The sequence below is a fragment of the Gemmatimonadota bacterium genome (assembly GCA_021295815.1).
In the GTDB taxonomy this organism is placed as follows: Bacteria; Gemmatimonadota; Gemmatimonadetes; order Longimicrobiales; family Gaopeijiaceae; genus JAGWBQ01.
Genome location: JAGWBQ010000020.1, coordinates 44,288 through 63,018, shown reverse-complemented (window position 1 = coordinate 63,018; position 18,731 = coordinate 44,288). Strand labels below are relative to the sequence as shown.

The following is an 18,731-nucleotide window of genomic DNA, read 5'->3' as shown; positions in this document are numbered from 1 at the left end:
CCCGCTTCCCCGCAGGTTGCGGCCAGCTTTTTCGGCGGGGACAGCTTCCTGCACGATGTCTACGTGCGCGACGGGCTGGTCTTCCTGTCGCACTGGGATGCGGGCTTGATCATCCTGGACGTGGGCAAGGGGATGGCCGGGGGATCACCCACCCGTCCCGTGGAAGTGACCCGCCTGGCGGATCTTGGCGGAGAGACCCACAACGTCTGGTGGTGGCCTGAGGCTGGCTACGCCTTCGTGGGTCAAGAGCAGTTCGCCTTTACCGGCGACCCGCCCGGGATCATGCGCGTCGTGGATCTGAGCGACATCTCCCGGCCCAGCATAGTTGCAACCTACGAGGTGCCAGGAGCCACGTCGCACAACTACTGGCTGGATGAGGAGACGGGCACGCTCTATCTTGCCTGGTACGAACAGGGCGTGCGCATGCTAGATGTCACGGGAGAGCTGATGGGCCAGCTTGAGCTGCAGGGACGCGAAACCGCCTTCATCCGGTACGCGGAGGAACGGGCAATCTGCTTCCCGGACCGCAATGCGACCTGCGCCTGGGCACCCCAGCTGCATGGCAACGGCAAGTTGTACGTATCGGACATGAACCATGGATTGATCGTCCTGGAGCCTGGCCGTTGAGGCGATGTTGCGGACGAACGACTCTGCCCGGAGCCAGCACAAACCAGATGCTGTACCGGCTCGCCGCTGTCGCTGCGGCACTGTTGGCCACCACCTGCGGCGGCTCGCCGAACGTCTCCCCCCATAGGGAGGCCCCCCGCCTGTACGTCACCTCGGGCTTCACGGACGAGGTCCATGTGCTAGATGCGCGCGACGGAACGATCCTCCACACAATCTCGATCGACCGTCGACGCGCCGAGACCGACGAACCCCACGGCGTGACCGTGTCTCCCGACGGCCGCCACTGGTACGCGACCCTTGCGCACGGCCACCCTACGCTCTGGAAGTACGAGACCCACGGCGACCGGCTGGTTGGACGTCTCTCCCTCGACATGCCCGGCGCGGCGCGAGTGGAACTCACTCCTGACGGCAGCCGAGCCTTCATTCCCGACTACTGGCGAGGTGGGCTTGGTGAGGAGAGCCGAGTGGCGGTCGTGGACGTAGACGACCTTACCGTGGCAGCCCTTCCCGTGGTCTGCCCCGCTCCGCACCACGCCGCGGTCGACCCGCGCGGGGAGCGAGTTGCCGTCACCTGTTCCCTGTCCGACGAGATCGCGCTGATGGACGTGGCCTCAGGCCATACGCTCACACGCTTTTCCGTCGGACCAGTGCGCGGCCCGGCCGGCGCGCCGCGTTATCAGCCGATGAACGTGGCGTGGAGTCCGGATGGCAGCCACTTCTATGTGACCATGGCCCGAACCAGTGAGGTGCGGGCTTTCTCTCGGACGGGTGACCCCGACGGCGCGGTCGAGGTCGGGCAGGGTCCGGCTCAGATCGCGGGCTCGGCGAGCGGAAGGGTGTTGGTGGTGGCCAACCGACTGGACGGCTCGATGTCGGTGCTCAACTCTGCGACCCTGGCGGAAGTGCGACGCGTCGAACTGGCCGATGCGGATTTTCCGCACGGAGTCGCGCTCGACCCCGTTGGCGAGATCGCCTATGTGACCTGGGAGGGTCGGGTAGCCGAGCCCGGCGGTGTGGCAGCGATCCGTATCGACACGGGCGAGGTTCTGTGGAGGCGCGAGGTCGGGGTGCTTACCCTAGGAGTGGCGTACCTTCCCGGCCACGCGACGGATCGAAATTCAACGACGCCGAACTGATGCGGTCGTTCCAGCCGGAATGAGTTTCAGTTCGTGCCCGTGGTGCCGAACGCGGAGATCGAGCGCGATACCCTGACCTGCCTCGGAAACCTCTCATGCACCGAACACACCGAGCGCGCGCTGCTGGAGGGGTTCGCGGACGGAGCTTTCGGTGTTTGGGGGCGCGCCCGCCGCGACATGTGCGACGAATGGATGCGCGCCGCGGATACGGCCACGCTCCAGCCCGGCATCCGTCCCCTCTTCAGGGCGGCTGCCGACCATGTCCTCATAACACACCGCCTCCGGGTTATCCGTCGAGGAAGGGACCGGGTTGCGGACGCCGTCGAAGCACCGTGTGGTATCCGCCAGGAGCGGCGGCTCCGGGAGGTGTTCGCGCCCGACCGGGTCGTCCCCGGAGAATTGACGCGCAGGATCGCCGATGTCGTGAACGAACTCGGGCTATAGCCATAGAAGCCGCCCGCGCCGCTCGATCCCATCGAGGAGGACAAGGTGAATCTCGTCGTCTGGACGGGCGTCATGGCGGTGGAAACTTGAGGCGCTCCTGCTCGACTTGCGTGAATGGCGTGATCCCGTCCACCGAGTCGGCCTTCCCGGGAAACGCATTTCTCGAACGCCGACTCGCAATACGGTCCGGCCAAAGGTATTGAACCATGCTTGGGAGTCCCGCCGTTTGACGCCGGTTTTCCCGTTTTCCCGATCCGATCGGACCGGAGTGGTTCAATGGCAAGAGTGGCAGATCGTGCAGTCCCAGTTTGACTTACGTGATCTCCTGCCGTGATTCAGCATTTGGTTTTCCGCCTACGCGGCAACCTCCTACCGTCAACGGGGGGAGTGGTGAGCTCGTCCAGGTACGCCTTGAGTATCCGGAGGTCCCTGTAGCCCATGATCCTGCGGGTAGCCCTTCTCGGCGTCCAGGAACGCAGCAGCCGCTCAGCGCACCGCCATGGACCCGGTCTCTCCACCGGGTCACCCGGCCTGTGCGGCGGCGCCTTCCCCAGTGGACGTCGTCGATGAGGTCGGCCGTGCCCCAGGCACCGCCGGAGTGCCGAGGTCAGTCCGATCTCGCTGCCGGCGATCATCTCTTGGAGCCCCTCGCGCAGGCTTCCCCTGCGTCCGGACGCTGCTTCTCCATCCAGGCGCGAACTGCTCGATCTGCCGTCCTTCGCGCCCAGCTTCCGGGCGGCCTGCAGCACGGCGCGGGCCTGGGTCGTGGAGCGCCTTGGGCAGATGGCCGGTCACATTGCGCATCTTGTGGTTCCGGCAGCGCTCGACAAGGCACGAGCTCCCGAAGACCTGGCCGACCGCCTTGCTCAGCGCCTTGGACCCGTCGAGGACGAACAGTCTCGCCCTTCCGGGATCCAGGATCCGCTTGTGGCTTTCGGCGTCCACACCGAGCGCCGCGAGGATGTGGTGGCCGCAGAACCGGATGCCGTCGACGTAGACGATCGGATAGTCCCGGTCGTCCAGCTGCCGTTCCGCCAGCTTCTTGAGACGTTCGCCCGCCGTCTCGGCCATCTCCCCGATCGGACCGCGTGCTCAAGCCGGATAGCAACACCGCTCCCCGAGTCCCGACCGCCGTCTGAGCGCCTCCTATGCCGGGATCGCAAGCTCGCCCTCGCCCGAGCTGCGCAGCCGGGGCCTCTCGACCCGGACGGCCCGGTCCGACAAGTACGCCCGGCCCCGCTGCCGCCCGTGGTACGCCGCGCCCCCGCCCGCCCGCTCCTTACCTGGCTGCTTCTCTCCCGCGACCCCGGCGGCGCCGATATCCACAGCACCTCAGATCGCCGCGCGCCCGACCACGTCGATGATGTGATCCAGCGCACCTCCGGCCAGCGCGAAGACGTTGACCAAAGGGAGCGGATGTTCGCGGCCGTCCTTCGCCGGCTCCGCTCGGCGCTCGGCTACGAATCACCGGCGGACTTCGAGAAATTCGACCATGCTGCCTGAAGCGAACCGGCAGGGCCGGGGGTGGCCTAAGCTCTCCGGCTTCTCAGGCCTGCTCGCTTCGTCGGGCTCGCTCGTTACCCCTCTCCACTGTTGGAGGGGAGAGAAAAGAAACCATATCAGACACCATCAACCCCAAAAACCCAACCGTCCGCAAAGCAGGGCTTCCTTAAGTTCAATTGGGACTGCACGGTCTGCCGTTCTTGCCCCCGGATCACATTTCCTTACCTTTTTGCGGAAATGGCGGGAGAACGGCACCAAATGGCTAGACTCGGACGCTTGTAGAGCCGAGATGGATCGCTGGCACTGGTTCGCCCGTTGCGGATCAGCCACGGAACGACCCCGGGTATTGCAGTACCGATGGGAGCATGTTCGACCGCGTTGTTCCGGACAGTGGCGCGATCATCTCGGACCACCCGAGCAGTTATCTGTCAACCCCCGGCGACCGTGAGACTCACAAGCCTAAGGACTCTAAGGACGGGCACATCGAACTCGCCCAGCTCGATGTACGCCATCATGCCGTCAGGCCCAAACGCGTCCGGCATCTGGAAGAAATCCTCAGACAGCGTGCCCAGGTAGCCGCCGGACGGAGTGAGGACATCCACTGGACCCGGCGATACGCCGTCCTCGCCCGATCGCACAATCCAGATCCGGTTCCCGTGGTCGACGCCCATCTCGCTGATGACGGGCACCTCAGAGCCGAAGTCCATCTCTGGGACCAGAGACTGTGCGATCGCCGATTCCAGTTCCCGTCCCGCTGCGCCCGATATGCCGGGCCCCGTGGCGATCACCTGTGCGCCCCCTCCACCACTCTCACGCTCCCTTGCCGCCTCCTGCATCTCTGCCGTCACCGGGAAGGGGTTGATAGGCCTTTCCAGTACAGTACGTACTGAGCCGTCGTCCGGCCGCACTATCTTGACCTGGTACCCTACGGAATCAACGACAGCTATCTCCCCGTCGGCCAGAACCGCTGCCAACAGAGGGGGACCGAATACCGTTCGTCGGGGCAGGATTCCGCCGGGCAGCTGCACTTCCATCTCGCCTATCCGGATCATCGAGACGCTCTCACTTCCAGCAGCTTCGGACGGGGGAGGAGTATACGCCCGATAGACTTCCCGGCTGCCCCGGCCAATCGTGTGGATGTCCAGGGCCCTAGCCCCCCGCCGGCGAGCCGTAAGCAATCGGCCGTCGGGGAAACTGCCGAGCAACGCGGGAAGGGTTTGGGATGAACCGATGACGGACTGGGACTGCATCCTCGTGGAAGGCTCGCGAATCGCGACATGCTGCTCCAGGAAGTTGCCGTCGGCTCCGAACAGGAATAGGGCATTGTGGCCGACATCGCGCACGACGATCCGGTTGTCGTGAAGGACGCCGACCCCGATGGCCATACGCAACTCTCCCGGTCCCTGTCCAGTTCGTGATATATGGCGGCGAAACTCTCCATCCGAACCCACGACGACAACCCGGTTCTGTCGCCGGTCGAGAATAACTAAGTTGCCATCGTGGTCGAAGTGAACCTCGGAGATCTCCGTGAAGGCTTGCCATTCCTCTTCCGAAGCCCCCCCAAGGAGGAAGAGCTCCTCCGTCAGCGCGACCAGAGGAACATCCGGACCATCCAAGGTGGCCTCCTGAGAATCGGGCGCAGGGTCACCGCAGCCCATCATACAAGCGAGCACCGGCGGATCGGGGACGTGCACGCACGTCGCGTCGCACGGGACTTCCTGGGCCGCCGCCTTCGGCGTGGTCAGGGCGCCGGGGGCCGACGACACGGCCAGCACCGCGACTACGGTGGCCGTCATCCTCAGCATACGTGTCATGGATTTTCTCATCTTCGGCTCCGTCGCTGGCGTGACCGCTGCAACCTCGACCACGCACTGCGAGGAGGTTACGAGTAGGATGACTGAGCAACCGGTCCCGGTACTTGGTGACAAGCTCAGGAAGGTGTGCCTTCGGGGCACTAGATATCGCTGAGGTCCCAACCGTGGTTGGAGGTTGCGGTGGCTCTCGGTCGATTCAAAGCTACGCGGCAATCTCCTTACCGTCAACCTGGGGAGTGGCGAGCTCGTCCAGGTGCGCCTCGAGTATCCGGAGGTCCTTGTAGCCCATGATCCTGCGGTGGCTCTTCTCGGCTTCCAGGAACGCGGCCGCCGCCCAGCGCACCGCCATGGACCCGTCTCTCCACCGGGTCACCCGGCCTGTGCGGCGGCGCATTCCCGAGTGGACGTTGTCGAGCAGGTCGGTCGTGCCCAGGCACCGCCGGAGTGCTGGGGTCAATCCGATCTCGCTGACGGTGAACATCTCGCCGAGCCCTTCGCGCAGGCTTCCCGCTGCATCCGGATGCTGCTTCTCCATCCAGGCGCGAACTGCTCGATCCTCGACTTGCCGTCCTTCGCCCCCAGCTTCCAGGCGGTCCGCAGCAAGGCGCGGGTTGAGGCGCTGAGCCGGGCGGGAATTCCCGTTCCCCGTGTGGATCGGGATAGGAAGGAGTCCCATCTTGCTCCACCAACCTCACCGGACTTCCACCGGCAGCCTCCTGACAACCACGCTGGCGACTTCGAGCTCGTCCAGCTCGATGAACGCCACCAATCCGTCGGGACCGAAGGCGTCAGGCATCTCGGTCGCGCCGGTCGCATAGGTGCCGACGTACGCTCCTTCCGCCGTCAGGACGTCGATGGGGCCGTCGCTATCCGGTTCTTCGCCACCGCGCTGCACCCAAATGCGGCCCTCCCACGTGGTTGCCAGGCCGCGCAGCACGGGAATCTCGTGGTAGTAGCGGTCCTCCAAGTCGAACATGGCCTCCGGCCCAGGATTGTTCCCTTCGGCGGCCCCGACCAGCATGAGGCGTCTTGGTCCGCTTCCGCCGAGTGCGCGCCTTGCGGCTGCCATCCTCTCCTCGTGCGCCTCCCGGACCGCCTCGGTCACGGGCTCGGGATCGAAGGGCCGCCGTATGATGCGCGCGACATCGCGCGCACCCGGCGGTGTGATCTTCAACGCGTACGCCGACGAGTCCGAGTGAACGATGCCGCCATCGGAAAGAACGCCGACGAGTAACCGGGGCTCGAACACGGTGGGCATGGCCATGCCGCGAAGCGCGTCGCGAAGCTGGGCGGGCATCGGGCCCGTCGCGAGATCTTCAAGGTCGGTTTGTTGCGGCAGCCATCCCTCCGCCACCGTATCGGCGCGCGCGGCCTCGGCGTCGAGTCCGACCCGCAGGATCGGTCAGGAGGTGGGCGGATCCACCGCGCCGCCCGCGCTCATGGTGATGGAGGCCCCGCTCCCGCCGGCAAAGACCGCTCCGCCGCGCGGATCCGGCTGAATGTCATGGGCCGGAATCGCCACGGCATCTGGCCCTTCGCCCGCCCGGACCATACGCAGAAACTCGCCGGAGGCGTTGAAGAGCTGGTAGGCGCGATGGCCGACATCGCTCACGACCACGGTGCCGTCCCGCAACACCGCGAAGCCCATCGGCTGGTTGAACTCGCCGGGACCCTGACCCGAAGATCCGAATTCCGTTACGAATCGCCCCGCCGCGTCGAACACGAGGACCCTGACCGCACCGGAACGCGTCAGAAGCATCCCCCCGCCAATCGCCGGACCGGTCGTCCCGTCGAAAATGTACAGGTCGCCCTTCGCGTCGAAGGCGACCTGGCCCACTGAGGCGAACATCTCCCAGGCCTCGCCGTCGAGGACGCCGACTCGGTAGACCTCCTCGAACGCGGGGTCGATCCGTCGGTCGCGGTCCGTGACTTCAACGATCTCCTGGGCGGGGAGCGCGGGGTGTACGGCCAGGAACGCAAGAAGGACGGCCGTCGGTGTGGCAAAACCGGTGCTTTTCATTGGCGATGGCGGTGGGAGGCTGGTTTCACGGAAAGGAATTCCGGAATCGGTCGAGTCCGACGGTTTGATCGACTCGGGCGTGTTTCGGTTGCCCGACCCTCCCTTCAACCAGAGGGTTGCTACCGTTTCGAGCCGACCGACGTTCCAGCTCGGGGGGCACGTCGGGACGCTCACCCCGCAGTCGGCAGCGTCTGTCCAGCCCCGGTCGGGAGACGCTATCTTGGACGTCACCGAACTCCAACCTTTCCCAGCGACCCATCGTGAAGTTCTCGTCGAACATCAAGGACCTCCAACCTTCCGCGACCATCGCGGTCAGCACCCTCGCCAAACAGCTCAAGGCGGAGGGTCGAGACATTCTGAATCTGAGCGCCGGCGAGCCCGACTTTCGCACTCCGGAGTTCATCTCGGCAGGAGGGATCCGGGGCATCAGGGACGGACGCACACGTTACACGCCGCCCGCCGGACTCCCCGAACTGCGGCAGGCGATCACCGCGAGGCTGAGCGCACAGGCGGGGCGCGAGCTCGACTGGAACGGTCTCGTGGTGACGGCGGGCGCCAAGCAGGCCCTCTTCAACGCCATCTTCTCGCTCTTCGGTCCGGGCGACGAGGTTGTCGTGGCGGCGCCCTACTGGACGACCTATCCGGATCTCGTCACGCTGGCCCGCGCCGAACCCAAGGTCGTCTTCGGTCGGGAGGAGAACGACTTCAAGGTCACTTCCACCGAGCTGGAGCGAGTCGCTTTCGAGAACGTCAAGGGGCTCATCCTCAACTCGCCGAGCAACCCGACGGGTGCGGTTTATTCCCTGTCCGAACTGACGGAAATCGCCGCTTGGGCGAGAGAACGAGGGGCATGGCTGATCTCGGACGAGATCTACCGCCGCATCCACCACGACGGCCCCGGCGACGCCCCGGGTCTTCTGGACCTGCCGGAAGGCTCGTTGCCAGACTTCGTGCTCGTCGACGGCGCCTCCAAGTGCTTCGCCATGACCGGGTGGAGGATCGGCTACTCCTTCTCAGCGAACGATTTGGCGAAGAAGATGATTTCGCTCCAGAGCCAGATGACTTCAAACATTTCGACGCCGACCCAGATGGCCGCTCTGAGGGCGTATGGAGACCCCGCTGCCGCGGACGCGTCGATCACCGAGATGGGAGTCGCCTTCGAGCGCCGGCGGGATCTCGTCGTCGGGCTCTTCGAGGAGCTGCTGCCGGAAGTGCGTTTCGTCTACCCGAAGGGCGCCTTCTACCTGTACTTCCGCTCGAACGCGCTGGGCGTCGAGAGCTCCACCGAGTGGTGCCGCCAACTGCTTTCCGAGGAAGGGGTGGCTCTCGTGCCCGGTGCCGCCTTCGGCGATGATCGCTGGTCGCGGATGAGCTTCGCCGCCGCGGACTCCGTCATCGAGGAGGCGATACGGCGGATGGCCCGCATGGTCGGCAGGGCTTAGCTGCCCGTGGACGAAACCTCCCACGGCAGTGCGACGCCGCATCCGCGCCGGACGCCGCGGACGGCGACCCTCTCGTCCGTCACGGTCGGCGAGTCGAACGGCGGAGATCCGGCCGTTTCAGCCGCGCAGGTCGAGAAGGAGCTCTTGGCAACAGCGTTCGATCATGCGGTAGACGCGCTCGAAGCCGTTGGCCCCTCCATAGTATGGATCGGGCACGTCGAAACCGCCCATCGGATCGCGCGAACGCAGGAGCGAGAGCTCGGCCTTCGAACCATCGAGCTGAGCCATCCCCTCCAGGTCGCGCAGGTTGCTGCGATCCATGGCCACGATGTGGTCGAAGTCCTGGAAGTCGCTCGGAGACACCTGCCGCGCAGCGCACTCCAAGGTCAATCCGTGTTGAGCGGCGACCTGCACGGAGCGGGCGTCGGGCGGAGAACCGACGTGCCAGGACCCTGTTCCGGCGGAATCGATGGTGAAGACCTCTTCGAGACCAGCGTCTTTCACAAGGCCGACGAAGATCCCCTCGGCCAGGGGCGATCTGCATATGTTGCCCAGACAGACGAAGAGGACGGAGGTTCTCAAGCGTTTCGGATTCGCTGGCGACATCGAATGCTGGGGTGGAGGAAGACCGGGAGGCTCGTTCCCGCTCGTGAGACAATTTAGAACCCTAACGCACCGAAGATAGAACCCTAACGCACCGAAGACGGCACCGCAGATGATTCTACGCAGGTACGGAAACTCATACAGGAGCGTCGTTCCGGAGTTCAACGCCCGTGCTCTGACCGAGGTCGGATTCCGCTCCACCGGCACGGCTCGCATCGGCGCGGCCGACTTCGCGGACGGCTATGAACGGCGTACGCTTCATGAGCTCGCGCCCAGCGCCGAGGGCGACGTTCAGGACGAGGCCGAGGCCGAGCTGCTCGAGCTTCTGCTGGCCGAGCTCGACCGGATCACCGACGGGCTCGGGCCCGACGAGGTCGCCGTCATCGAGAACGACCGAGGTCGGGATCACCCCAAGACCAGGCAGCGGACCACGACGGTGGTTGTGGAAGGCGAAAATCGTCTCAAGTTTGAGTACACGCTCGCACCGTCGCTCCAGGTGGGGATTTACGCCGAGAACGGGTAGGGACGCGATGGAGCCGAGCGCACACCCCCTCGGAACGAGAAGAAATGAGCGAGATCGAGGAGACAGGGCCGGTGCGGCCGGCCGGATCGGTACCGGCGAACGAGGTCGCGGCGGGCGAGGGCACGTCGATGCAGGTTCTGGTCGGACCTGGCGAAGCGCCCAACTTCTGCCTGCGTCGCTTCGTCATGGAGCCGGGAGGCGGCATGCCGCTTCATACCAACGAGGTCGAGCACGAACAGTACGTGCTGCGCGGGAGCGCCCGCATGCGGATCGGCCATGAGGTCCATCGCGTCAGCGCGGGAGACGCCGTCTACGTTCCTGCGGGCGTGGAACACGACTATCGGGCCGATGCCGACGAGCCCTTCGAATTCATATGCGTGGTCCCGAACCGCGAGGACCGTATCCGCATCACCGAAGAGTGAGGCCAACGGCCTTGCCGGTGGACCGGTCGCCTCGCCCGCCTTTGCGCGGGCCCCTGGGGAAGTGGCCGTCGGTCGCCGCTTTCCTGATCGTTCTCGGCCTCGCGCTCGCGCTCGCGGCCCCGACGGCTGCGGCCGCGCCAGGCCAGGACGGTGCGCCGTCGGGCGAGTGGCACACCTACGGGGGCGATCACGGTCACACCCGGTACTCGTCTCTCGCGCAGATCGACGCCTCGAACGCGGGAAGTCTGGAGATCGCGTGGAGATGGACGGCGCGCAACTTCGGCCCCAACCCCTTCATAGCCAGCCAGACCGTTCCGATCGCGGTGGACGGAGCGCTATATGCCACCGCCGGGCTTCGGAGAGCGGTGGTGGCCATCGACCCCACCAGCGGCGAGACTCTCTGGACCTGGACCATGGACGAGGGAGAGCGACTCGCCGCGGCTCCCAGGCGCAACCCCGGTCGGGGCGTCTCGTTCTGGCGTTCGGAAGCGGGCGATGCGCGCATACTGGCGGTGACGCCCGGTTACCGGCTGGTCGCTCTGGACGCGTCGAACGGCAGGCCGATCCGGGAATTCGGCGAGAACGGCGTCGTCGATCTCATGGAGAACCATCGCGGCCGCGAAGGCGTCCCCATGGTCGGCACCATCGGAGCCACCTCGCCCCCGACCGTCGCGGGCGATGTCGTCGTGGTGGGATCGGCTCACCACGTGGGCTTCAGGCCTCCTTCGATGCGCAACACTCCCGGCGACGTACGCGGATTCGACGCCCGGACCGGCGAGCTCCTCTGGACCTTCCGCACCATCCCCGAGGCAGGCGAGTTCGGACACGAGAGCTGGGAGGGCGGATCGGCCGAGTACTCCGGCAACGCCGCGGTCTGGGCGCCGATCACCTACGACCCTGAGACTGGCTACGTCTATCTGCCGACCGAGGCCGGCACGGGAGACTACTACGGCGGACATCGCCAGGGCGACAACCTCTTCTCGACCAGCCTGGTCTGCCTCGACGCCCGGACCGGCGAGCGGGTCTGGCACTTCCAGACGGTACGCCACGACATCTGGGACTACGACAACCCGGCCGCGCCCCTCCTCGCCGACCTCGAGATCGAAGGCGTCTTCAGGCGGGTGGTCGCCCAGATCACCAAACAGGGTTTCACATTCGTCTTCGACCGCGAAACCGGCGAACCGGTGTGGCCGATCCAGGAGCGAGCGGTACCGCAGAGCGACGTTCCCGGCGAGCGGACTTCTCCCACCCAGCCCTTCCCGACCCTGCCGGAGCCCTTCGACCGGCAAGGGTTCCAAGAGGATTTCCTCATCGATCTCACGCCCGAGATCCGCGAACGAGCCCGTGAAGTGGCGGCACGCTTCCGCATGGGCCCGCTCTACACGCCGCCCTCGCTCGCGGAGGCGCCGGACGGAACCCAGGGAACTCTCTCGCTGCCTTACTCGACGGGAGGCGCCAACTGGGAGGGCGCCGCCTTCGACCCCGGGACCGGCATGTTCTACGTCGGATCTCAGACCAACGCCTTCATCCTAGCTCTGGAGGAGGCGGGCGACGCCAGCGACATGGCCTACGTCCACCGTGCCAGATCCGGTCAGGTCGCCCGGGGCATCCCTATCGTGAAGCCTCCGTGGGGCCGGATCACCGCCATAGACCTGACGAGCGGTCGCGTCTCGTGGACCGTCGCCAACGGCGACACGCCGGCGCGGGTGGCGGAAACCCTGGGGGTGGAGCTTTCCGACCTGCCCAGAACCGGGAAGCCTTCGCGCTCGGGGCTGCTGGTTACCGGCTCGCTGCTCTTCGCCGGAGAAGGAGCCGGGGGGGCGCCGATCCTCAGGGCGCTCGACAAGGCGACAGGCGAGACCGTGGCCGAGATCGATTTGCCTGCCCCGCAGACGGGCGTGCCCATGACCTACATGGCCGGCGGGAGACAGTACGTCGTGCTCTCGGTCGGAGGAAGGGGGGTCAGCGCGGAGCTCGTCGCGCTGGCGCTGCCCGAGGCGTAGCTGAGAGCGCGGAAGGGTCAGAGCAGAACGCCCTGAACGGAAAATACCGTGCAGGTGGCGAGCGCCCATCCGACCAGCACGTCGCCTGGGTAGTGAACCCCAAGGTAGCAGCGGCTGATCCCGATCAGAACACCGACCCCGAGAACGACGGCCGCTATCGGCCAGGACAGTACCAGCATCACCGGAAGCGCCACCGAGAGTCCGGCCGTCGCGTGTCCGGACGGGAACGAGAACCGGTCCTCCGGCACGATGAGCCGATCGAGTCCGGCGGGCAGATCCGGACGCTTCCTTCCGACCATCCGCTTGAGGATCTGCGCCAGAAGATGGGAGATCGCGAGGCTCCACGCGGCCAGCCGCCCGGCCGTCGCCAGCTCCGACGGTCCCGGTACCAGACCGAAGGCGGTCGAGAGGGTGATCGGAATGATGACCGCCGCGTTGCCGAGTTTGGTGACGAGGCGCATGAAAATGTCGGCGGTGTGGCGCCGACGGGTCAGAAACGCGATCAGGATGCGCTCGTCGTAGCTGCCCAGCGCGAGCTTGATGGCGTTCACGCCCGGATTTCCCGGAATCTGTCGGGCAACTGCGACCGGTATCCGTCGAGAACCCCGTCGAGGACGGCGCTCCAGCTCCGGCTCAGGGCCTCCTCCCGAGCCCCTCGCGCCAAGGTGCGCCGCTCCATGTCGTTGGCGAGCAGCCGAATGCACGCTTCGGCGAAGGCGTCCGCGTCCAGAGGCGGAACCCGGATCCCGGTTCGACCCGGAATGACGGTCTCGCGCACGCCACCCCTGTTGGCGACCACGGCCGGAACGCCCGATGCCAGGGCCTCGAGCACGACGTTGCCGAAGGTCTCGGTATCGGATGGGAAGGTGAAGAGATCGAAGGAGGCGTATGCTTCGGCGAGAGCGTCACCGCGCAGGTATCCGGTGAAGTGCGCGCCCTCCGGGGCCTCGGCCCTCAGAGCAGCCGCACGGGGGCCGTCGCCCACGACCACGAGCGCGACCCGGTCGCCGTAACGCTCCCGCACGACCCTGAACGCTTCGAGAAGAACCTCGACGCGCTTCTCACCGGCCAGTCTGCCGACGTACCCCATGACGTATTCCGCCCCGGGCGCCAGCCGCTCTCGCACCTCCATGCTCCGACGCCCCGGATCGAAGCGGTCGGTGTCGACGCCGCGCGACCACACCTTCAAGCGATCGTGCATGCCGTGCTGACGCAGATCGGCCAAGGTATCCGAGCTCGGGCAGTAGGTCACCTCCGCCAGATCGTGGAACCAGCGCAGATAGCGCCAGAGCGAGGTGGCGAAGATCCCCATGCCGTAGTGAGTCAGATACTCCACGAAGTTGGTGTGGTAGGAGGTGACGAGCGGTACGTGCTTGCGCTCGGCCCAAAGCCTGCCCGCGATGCCGACCGTCGCCTCGGTGGCCACGTGCACCACGTCCGGGTTGAAGGCGGTCATGACCTTACGAACCTGCCCCCCCATGGCCCAGGCCAGGTTGAGATCGGGATAGAAGGGGACCGGACAACTCGGGTTCCGAAGGTGGACGGCGGCGTTCGCGCACGGCTCTTCCGAGACCTTCGGCGTCACCAGAGCGAATTCGTGCCCTCGGGACCTGCCGTGAGCCACAAGCTTGCCGAGCGTCATCGCTACCCCGTTCAGGTCGGATGGATACGTGTCGGTGAAGAGCGCCACTCTCACGTTGCCACCTTCATGGTCGAGGGCTCAAGAAAGACCGGAGAGTCGAGCCTTGGTGGAGGGTGTTCATCAAGACCGCCCGGTCATGTCCGCGATCCGGCTTGGGCCAGGTCAGCAAAATATAGCCGGGTCCAGACCGAGATCGGGCGCACCGGGTCCGAAATACTCCATCAGGAGGTAGTATAGGCCGGCCGCGATGACGACGATGGCGACGACCTTGAAGAGTCTCTTGAGGATGCCGTAGACGAGAACGGCGCCCAGGATGAGCAGAGGAACGAGGAAAACCGGGTTCTCCAGCAGGTAGTCGAAGAAGGCGCGGATGTTTTCCATGAGATGGTCGGGCTCGTGTCGGTACTGGTCGCGTCTGCCGAGGGACGCCGGGCGCAGCCTCAATCCTACCGCCGAACCGGGGGAAATGTGTCAGGGAGCGGGGAGGGACACGCGGCAGACCCTCCGCCGGCGATCAGGTGCCAGGCTCCGGTAACGCCCGAACAAGCCACTCTTGGCAGCTTGCCTCATCGCCGTCCGCTACCTAGATTCGGAGTACTTCTTCGGACCGCTTCCGCACACGAAATCAGGTGAGGCGACCATGAATTCTCGGCAGGGGCTTGCGCTCCCTGGTGCGGGATCCTTCCTGCTCCTGGCCGCATCGTGCACACTTGCGCCGGCGCCCTCGGTGCCGGAGCCGGTGGCCGAGCTTCCCGAGAGTTTCGAGAGGGCGGAAGAGGCGGACGTCTACGAAGCCAGGGAGTGGTGGACGGCCTTCCAGGACCCGGCGCTCAACACCGTCATCGACTCGGTGCTGGTCGCCAACTTCGACCTCGCGGAGGCCGTCGCCAGGGTGCGGCAGGCCAGGGCTCAGGCGGGGATCGCGCGCGCGGCCCTTCTTCCCTCCGTGCAGGCGGGGGCGACTGCCAGCGATCAGGACAGCCCCTCCAACGTCGGGGTCGGTCAGCAGTTCCGTGACATCGTGGGCGACAGCCTGTTCGGCAACGCTCTTCCCGACCGCCTCGGAATCCGAACCTGGTCGCTGGGCATCGACTTCGCATACGAACTGGATTTCTGGGGACGCGCCCGCAACGACCGACTGGCCGCCGGGCACGAGTACCTGGCATCGGAGTCCGATTACCACGCGGCCCGCATCGGGGTGCTGGCCGAGACCATCGCGACCTACTTCGAGATCGCCGACCTGCGCCGGCGCGAGGCCCTCGCTCGCGAGACCGTCGACGTTCTCCTGGAACGGATGGAGCTCTCGGAGACCCGCTACGACCGAGGGCTGATCACTTCCTTCGAGCTCTACCAGCTCCGCCAGGAGCTTCGGAACACCCAGGCCGCGCTTCCTCAACTGGAGAGCCGGTCGGTCGACGCCGAGGGGCGCATGGCCGTCCTGCTGGGCGGATTTCGCGACAAGCTCGACGCGATCCTTCCCGATTCGCTGGCCCCGATACCGTCGGACGATCCCGTGGCCGCAGGAGTACCTGCGGACCTGCTTGCGCAGAGGCCGGACGTGCGCTCGGCGGGTCTGCGGCTGGAGGCCGCCCGTTTCAGCATCGGAGCGCGCCGGGCCGAGCTGCTTCCCTCCCTTTCCCTGTCCGGAACCATCGGGGTGCAGTCCTCCGAGGCCGACGGGCTCTTCAAGGTCGATCAGTGGTTCAGCAACCTGCTCGGCAACCTCACAGCTCCCATTTTCCAGGGCGGCCGCATTCGCAGCAACATCGATCTGGCGCAGGCCCGGTTCGATCAGTTGGCGGCCGCCTACGGTCGCACGGTGGTTACCGCGGTGCACGAGGTGGAAGCGGCGCTGGCAGCGCTCGGCAACCAAGGGCTTCGCCACGACTTTCTGGTCTCGCAGAGGGACGAGGCTTTCGCGTCGGTCGAGCTCCAGTCGCGCCGCTACGCAGCCGGTGTGGGAGGCTACATCGACTATCTTGACGCCGTGCGAGCGCTCCTCGGCGTCGAGTCGACGCTCGCGGGTGCGCGTCGCGACCTGGCTCTGGCGCGCCTGGCGCTACACCGTTCGTTGGGCGGCGACTGGACCGAACCGCCCGACTCGGAAGGCCGGCGCATGCTGACTGCCACCCTATCCGAAGGGTCGGGCCCGCGAACCGGAGGACAATCCAGGTGAGCCGGCTCCGCAATCGATTGACCGTCGTCGGTATCCTTGGGGGCGCCGCAGTCCTAGCGACCCTCATGGTCGTGCTGCGTCCCGCCCCACCGGTGCGCGAGCCTCCCTCGCGGGTTCCGTTCGTCACGACCGCCGAGGCCAACGAAGTGAGCGGCGCGATTCCCGTCAATAGCGCGGGGACCGTGCGTCCGAGGGCCGAGATCGACGTCATCGCGCAGGTCAGCGGCCAGGTCGCGTCGGTCGCCCCGACGTTTCAGAGCGGCGGGAAGGTCAGCGAGGGACAGACGCTCTTCCGCATCGACGACGCGGACTATCTGAACCGGGTGCAACAGGCCCGCGCGAATGTCGCCGCGCAGCAGGTCGCGCTCCTGCAGGCGGAGGAGGAGGCCCGCATCGCCCGCGCCGAATACGAGGGGTTCGTCCGCCGCCGGGCGGGCGACCCACCGGGAGAGGCGAGCCCGCTTACGCTCAAGCAGCCGCAGTTGGAGGCCGCCCGGGCCGCGCTGGCGCGCGACAGCGCGACGCTGGCCGACGCCGAGCTGGCGCTCTCGCGGACCGAGGTGCGCGCTCCCTTCAGCGGCGTTGTGCGGACCGACATGGTGGACCCCGGGCAGTTCGTGGCCGCCGGTCAAAGCGTGGGCCGGCTCTACGCCGACGACGCCGTGGAGGTGGTCGTTCCCCTGTCGGACGCCGACGCGGCCCTCATCCCGGACCTGTGGACGCTGGAAGCCGGCGACGGCGACCGGAGCGTCCAGGCCAGGGTGTTCTCGGAGTACGGAGGCGCTTCCTACTCGTGGTCCGGCTACTTGGATCGCGCCGAGGCCGCCGTAGACGTGCAGACCCGCACCATCGACGTGGTGGTCCGCATTCCCGACCCGTTCGCGGGCGGTCGCGCGACTGCCGACGAGGACGGCTCGGAGGTCGACGACGGGCGGAGAGGTCCGCCCCTTCTGGTCGGTCAGTTCGTGGAGGTGCTCATCGACGGGACCGCCCCGGGGCGGTACTTCACCGTTCCGCGCGCGGCGCTTCGGACCGGGAACGAAGTCTGGGCGCTTCGCCCGGACTCGTCGGTCACCATTGTTCCGGTGAACATCCTGCAGCGTACCGACCGACTCGTGTACGTCACCGGAGCTCTGGAGGACGGACAGGCAGTGGTGCTGAGCGGCATCCAGTTCGCGACCGAGGGCATGGTGGTCCGGTCGAACCTGGACGGGCCCGGGTAAGGCGCCCCGGGCTGGCGCCCAGTCCACCGAACCCGCATCTTCCGGGAGGGAAGTCGCGGGAGGAAATACCTCTCCCGTACCGCAGTATAAGCACGCCCGCAAGGGCTTGCTCGTCGCGCGAGCCGTTCAGAGACCTAACCGTTCCCAAGCCTACCATGACGTCGTTCAACCGCCGCATTTTCGCATTTGTCGTAATCTCCGCACTCTCGTCGGCCTGCGCTCCGGAGCCCTGGCCGGAGCCGCCACCCGTTTCCGAGGAGGAGTTCGCGGCCTCGCACGCCGAATGGCACGCCTATCGGGAAAGCAGACAGACCGTGCCGCCGAGCGGGCCGGTGATCTGGATTGGCCTCTGGGAGCTCCGCGAAGGCGCGAATACGGTCGGCGCCGGCGACGAGGTCTCCATCCTTCTGGCGGCGAACGACGTTCCGGAGCTGGCAGGGACCATCCGCATGGAAGACGGCGCGATAACGCTGGAGCCCAACGAGGGCTTCGCGTCCGAGGACGGCACTCCGGTCGAAACCGTTTTGGAGCTTGCTCACGATCGGAGCGAGAATCCCACGCTGCTCCGTCTCGGCTCGCTTGGCATGCGCATTCACTCCGAACGGGGCACGGAGCGGCTCTGGCTGCGGGTCTGGGACGAGGAACACCCGCAGATCGGGAGCTTCACGCTACCGCCGTACTACCCGGTCACCCAGGACTGGCGCGTCACGGCGCGCTTCGAGCCCTACCCGGAGCCGCGCATTTTCGAGCTGGACGACGTGACCGACGGACAGGTCGAGAACGAATCTCCCGGCGAGCTCGCATTCAGGGCGGCCGGCCGCGAGCACCGGCTAGTCGCTTTCGCCTCCCCCACCAGTTCGAGCTTCTTCGTCAGCCTGTGGGACTCGACCGCAGTGGTGAACACCTATCAGGGCGGTCGCTATCTCAGGGTGCCGTTCGCGGACTCGACCGGCTTCACCACCATCGACTTCAACCGCACCTACAACCCTCCCTGCGTCTTTACGCAGTTCTCCGTCTGCAGCTTGCCGCCACGAGAAAACCGCCTCGCGCTCGCGGTCACGGCCGGCGAACAGCGACCGACCGATTCCACCTACTGACGGCTCGCGGCCAAACCGCGACCCGGACGCCGTCTCGGCTCGGCGAAATTATCGGG

Annotated in this window: 20 protein-coding genes; 11 read left to right on the top strand and 9 right to left on the bottom strand. The window is 66.4% G+C overall.

From position 1 onward, the window contains the following. From J4G12_09060 to J4G12_09050, 3 genes are all read left to right on the top strand, one after another. Window positions 1-627 (top strand): hypothetical protein (locus tag J4G12_09060; protein ID MCE2455946.1); only part of this gene is annotated, 627 nt, incomplete at its 5' end. 47 nt (window positions 628-674) lie between these two features. Beyond that, window positions 675-1,763 (top strand): YncE family protein, encoded by a 1,089-nt coding sequence (locus tag J4G12_09055; GenBank protein ID MCE2455945.1) that lies wholly within the window; start codon window positions 675-677, stop codon window positions 1,761-1,763. A gap of 33 nt (window positions 1,764-1,796) precedes the next feature. Further along, entirely contained in the window at window positions 1,797-2,207 is a 411-nt protein-coding gene (locus J4G12_09050) for a hypothetical protein (protein MCE2455944.1), read from the top strand. 522 nt (window positions 2,208-2,729) lie between these two features. On the opposite strand, the gene J4G12_09045 is transcribed toward J4G12_09050, so the two are convergent. After that, window positions 2,730-3,278: a hypothetical protein gene (locus tag J4G12_09045; protein MCE2455943.1), complete on the bottom strand. Its 549-nt coding sequence runs from the start codon at window positions 3,276-3,278 to the stop codon at window positions 2,730-2,732. 177 nt (window positions 3,279-3,455) lie between these two features. Between J4G12_09045 and J4G12_09040 the strand changes: the two genes are divergently transcribed. After that, window positions 3,456-3,710, top strand: a complete 255-nt coding sequence (locus J4G12_09040; protein ID MCE2455942.1) for a hypothetical protein — start codon at window positions 3,456-3,458, stop codon at window positions 3,708-3,710. Window positions 3,711-4,138: 428 nt separating this feature from the next. Here the strand turns inward: J4G12_09040 and J4G12_09035 are convergent, their stop codons facing one another. From J4G12_09035 to J4G12_09020, 4 genes are all read right to left on the bottom strand, one after another. Further along, on the bottom strand, window positions 4,139-5,515 hold the full coding sequence (locus tag J4G12_09035) for a hypothetical protein (GenBank protein MCE2455941.1): 1,377 nt from the start codon (window positions 5,513-5,515) through the stop codon (window positions 4,139-4,141). Window positions 5,516-5,726: 211 nt separating this feature from the next. Beyond that, window positions 5,727-6,200: a hypothetical protein gene (locus J4G12_09030; protein MCE2455940.1), complete on the bottom strand. Its 474-nt coding sequence runs from the start codon at window positions 6,198-6,200 to the stop codon at window positions 5,727-5,729. A 15-nt stretch (window positions 6,201-6,215) separates the two neighbouring features. Next, complete coding sequence (locus J4G12_09025) at window positions 6,216-6,821, bottom strand: hypothetical protein (GenBank protein ID MCE2455939.1); 606 nt, start codon at window positions 6,819-6,821, stop codon at window positions 6,216-6,218. A gap of 105 nt (window positions 6,822-6,926) precedes the next feature. Next, on the bottom strand, window positions 6,927-7,544 hold the full coding sequence (locus tag J4G12_09020) for a 6-bladed beta-propeller (protein MCE2455938.1): 618 nt from the start codon (window positions 7,542-7,544) through the stop codon (window positions 6,927-6,929). 260 nt (window positions 7,545-7,804) lie between these two features. Here J4G12_09020 and J4G12_09015 point away from each other — a divergent pair, with 260 nt between their 5' ends. Further along, window positions 7,805-8,986 carry a pyridoxal phosphate-dependent aminotransferase gene (locus J4G12_09015; GenBank protein ID MCE2455937.1) on the top strand — a complete coding sequence of 394 codons (1,182 nt, stop codon included), beginning with the start codon at window positions 7,805-7,807 and terminating at the stop codon, window positions 8,984-8,986. A gap of 117 nt (window positions 8,987-9,103) precedes the next feature. On the opposite strand, the gene J4G12_09010 is transcribed toward J4G12_09015, so the two are convergent. Next, window positions 9,104-9,592, bottom strand: coding sequence for a low molecular weight phosphotyrosine protein phosphatase (locus J4G12_09010; protein ID MCE2455936.1), 489 nt, complete (start codon window positions 9,590-9,592; stop codon window positions 9,104-9,106). 109 nt (window positions 9,593-9,701) lie between these two features. Between J4G12_09010 and J4G12_09005 the strand changes: the two genes are divergently transcribed. Genes J4G12_09005 through J4G12_08995 form a run of 3 tightly spaced genes read left to right on the top strand, consistent with a single transcriptional unit; the run spans window position 9,702 to window position 12,537 of the window. After that, window positions 9,702-10,112, top strand: coding sequence for a hypothetical protein (locus tag J4G12_09005; GenBank protein MCE2455935.1), 411 nt, complete (start codon window positions 9,702-9,704; stop codon window positions 10,110-10,112). A gap of 44 nt (window positions 10,113-10,156) precedes the next feature. Continuing rightward, window positions 10,157-10,534, top strand: coding sequence for a cupin domain-containing protein (locus J4G12_09000; GenBank protein MCE2455934.1), 378 nt, complete (start codon window positions 10,157-10,159; stop codon window positions 10,532-10,534). Beyond that, a complete protein-coding gene (locus J4G12_08995) occupies window positions 10,531-12,537 on the top strand; it encodes a PQQ-binding-like beta-propeller repeat protein (protein ID MCE2455933.1) in 2,007 nt (668 codons plus the stop codon). Before J4G12_09000 ends, J4G12_08995 begins: the two co-directional genes overlap by 4 nt. Before the next feature lie 17 nt (window positions 12,538-12,554). On the opposite strand, the gene J4G12_08990 is transcribed toward J4G12_08995, so the two are convergent. The 3 genes from J4G12_08990 to J4G12_08980 form a co-directional block, all read right to left on the bottom strand. Next, window positions 12,555-13,088, bottom strand: coding sequence for a phosphatase PAP2 family protein (locus J4G12_08990; protein ID MCE2455932.1), 534 nt, complete (start codon window positions 13,086-13,088; stop codon window positions 12,555-12,557). Continuing rightward, a complete protein-coding gene (locus tag J4G12_08985) occupies window positions 13,085-14,233 on the bottom strand; it encodes a glycosyltransferase family 1 protein (protein MCE2455931.1) in 1,149 nt (382 codons plus the stop codon). The genes J4G12_08990 and J4G12_08985 overlap by 4 nt, the downstream gene beginning before the upstream one ends. Window positions 14,234-14,341: 108 nt before the next feature. Beyond that, window positions 14,342-14,560, bottom strand: coding sequence for a hypothetical protein (locus tag J4G12_08980; GenBank protein ID MCE2455930.1), 219 nt, complete (start codon window positions 14,558-14,560; stop codon window positions 14,342-14,344). Between the two features lie 259 nt (window positions 14,561-14,819). Here J4G12_08980 and J4G12_08975 point away from each other — a divergent pair, with 259 nt between their 5' ends. From J4G12_08975 to J4G12_08965, 3 genes are all read left to right on the top strand, one after another. Continuing rightward, window positions 14,820-16,355: an efflux transporter outer membrane subunit gene (locus tag J4G12_08975; GenBank protein ID MCE2455929.1), complete on the top strand. Its 1,536-nt coding sequence runs from the start codon at window positions 14,820-14,822 to the stop codon at window positions 16,353-16,355. Between the two features lie 17 nt (window positions 16,356-16,372). Continuing rightward, window positions 16,373-17,578 (top strand): efflux RND transporter periplasmic adaptor subunit, encoded by a 1,206-nt coding sequence (locus tag J4G12_08970; protein ID MCE2455928.1) that lies wholly within the window; start codon window positions 16,373-16,375, stop codon window positions 17,576-17,578. A gap of 155 nt (window positions 17,579-17,733) precedes the next feature. Further along, window positions 17,734-18,675 (top strand): DUF1684 domain-containing protein, encoded by a 942-nt coding sequence (locus J4G12_08965; GenBank protein MCE2455927.1) that lies wholly within the window; start codon window positions 17,734-17,736, stop codon window positions 18,673-18,675. Window positions 18,676-18,731 lie beyond the last annotated feature (56 nt).

What these genes read in the sequence shown, in the direction of transcription:
- J4G12_09055 (MCE2455945.1), top strand. Translation starts at nt 675, where the DNA reads ATGCTGTACCGGCTCGCCGCTGTCGCTGCGGCACTGTTGGCCACCACC.
- J4G12_09045 (MCE2455943.1), bottom strand. Translation starts at nt 3,278, where the DNA reads ATGGCCGAGACGGCGGGCGAACGTCTCAAGAAGCTGGCGGAACGGCAG.
- J4G12_09035 (MCE2455941.1), bottom strand. Translation starts at nt 5,515, where the DNA reads ATGCTGAGGATGACGGCCACCGTAGTCGCGGTGCTGGCCGTGTCGTCG.
- J4G12_09030 (MCE2455940.1), bottom strand. Translation starts at nt 6,200, where the DNA reads ATGGGACTCCTTCCTATCCCGATCCACACGGGGAACGGGAATTCCCGC.
- J4G12_09025 (MCE2455939.1), bottom strand. Translation starts at nt 6,821, where the DNA reads ATGCCCGCCCAGCTTCGCGACGCGCTTCGCGGCATGGCCATGCCCACC.
- J4G12_09020 (MCE2455938.1), bottom strand. Translation starts at nt 7,544, where the DNA reads ATGAAAAGCACCGGTTTTGCCACACCGACGGCCGTCCTTCTTGCGTTC.
- J4G12_09010 (MCE2455936.1), bottom strand. Translation starts at nt 9,592, where the DNA reads ATGTCGCCAGCGAATCCGAAACGCTTGAGAACCTCCGTCCTCTTCGTC.
- J4G12_09005 (MCE2455935.1), top strand. Translation starts at nt 9,702, where the DNA reads ATGATTCTACGCAGGTACGGAAACTCATACAGGAGCGTCGTTCCGGAG.
- J4G12_09000 (MCE2455934.1), top strand. Translation starts at nt 10,157, where the DNA reads ATGAGCGAGATCGAGGAGACAGGGCCGGTGCGGCCGGCCGGATCGGTA.
- J4G12_08980 (MCE2455930.1), bottom strand. Translation starts at nt 14,560, where the DNA reads ATGGAAAACATCCGCGCCTTCTTCGACTACCTGCTGGAGAACCCGGTT.
- J4G12_08975 (MCE2455929.1), top strand. Translation starts at nt 14,820, where the DNA reads ATGAATTCTCGGCAGGGGCTTGCGCTCCCTGGTGCGGGATCCTTCCTG.
- J4G12_08965 (MCE2455927.1), top strand. Translation starts at nt 17,734, where the DNA reads ATGACGTCGTTCAACCGCCGCATTTTCGCATTTGTCGTAATCTCCGCA.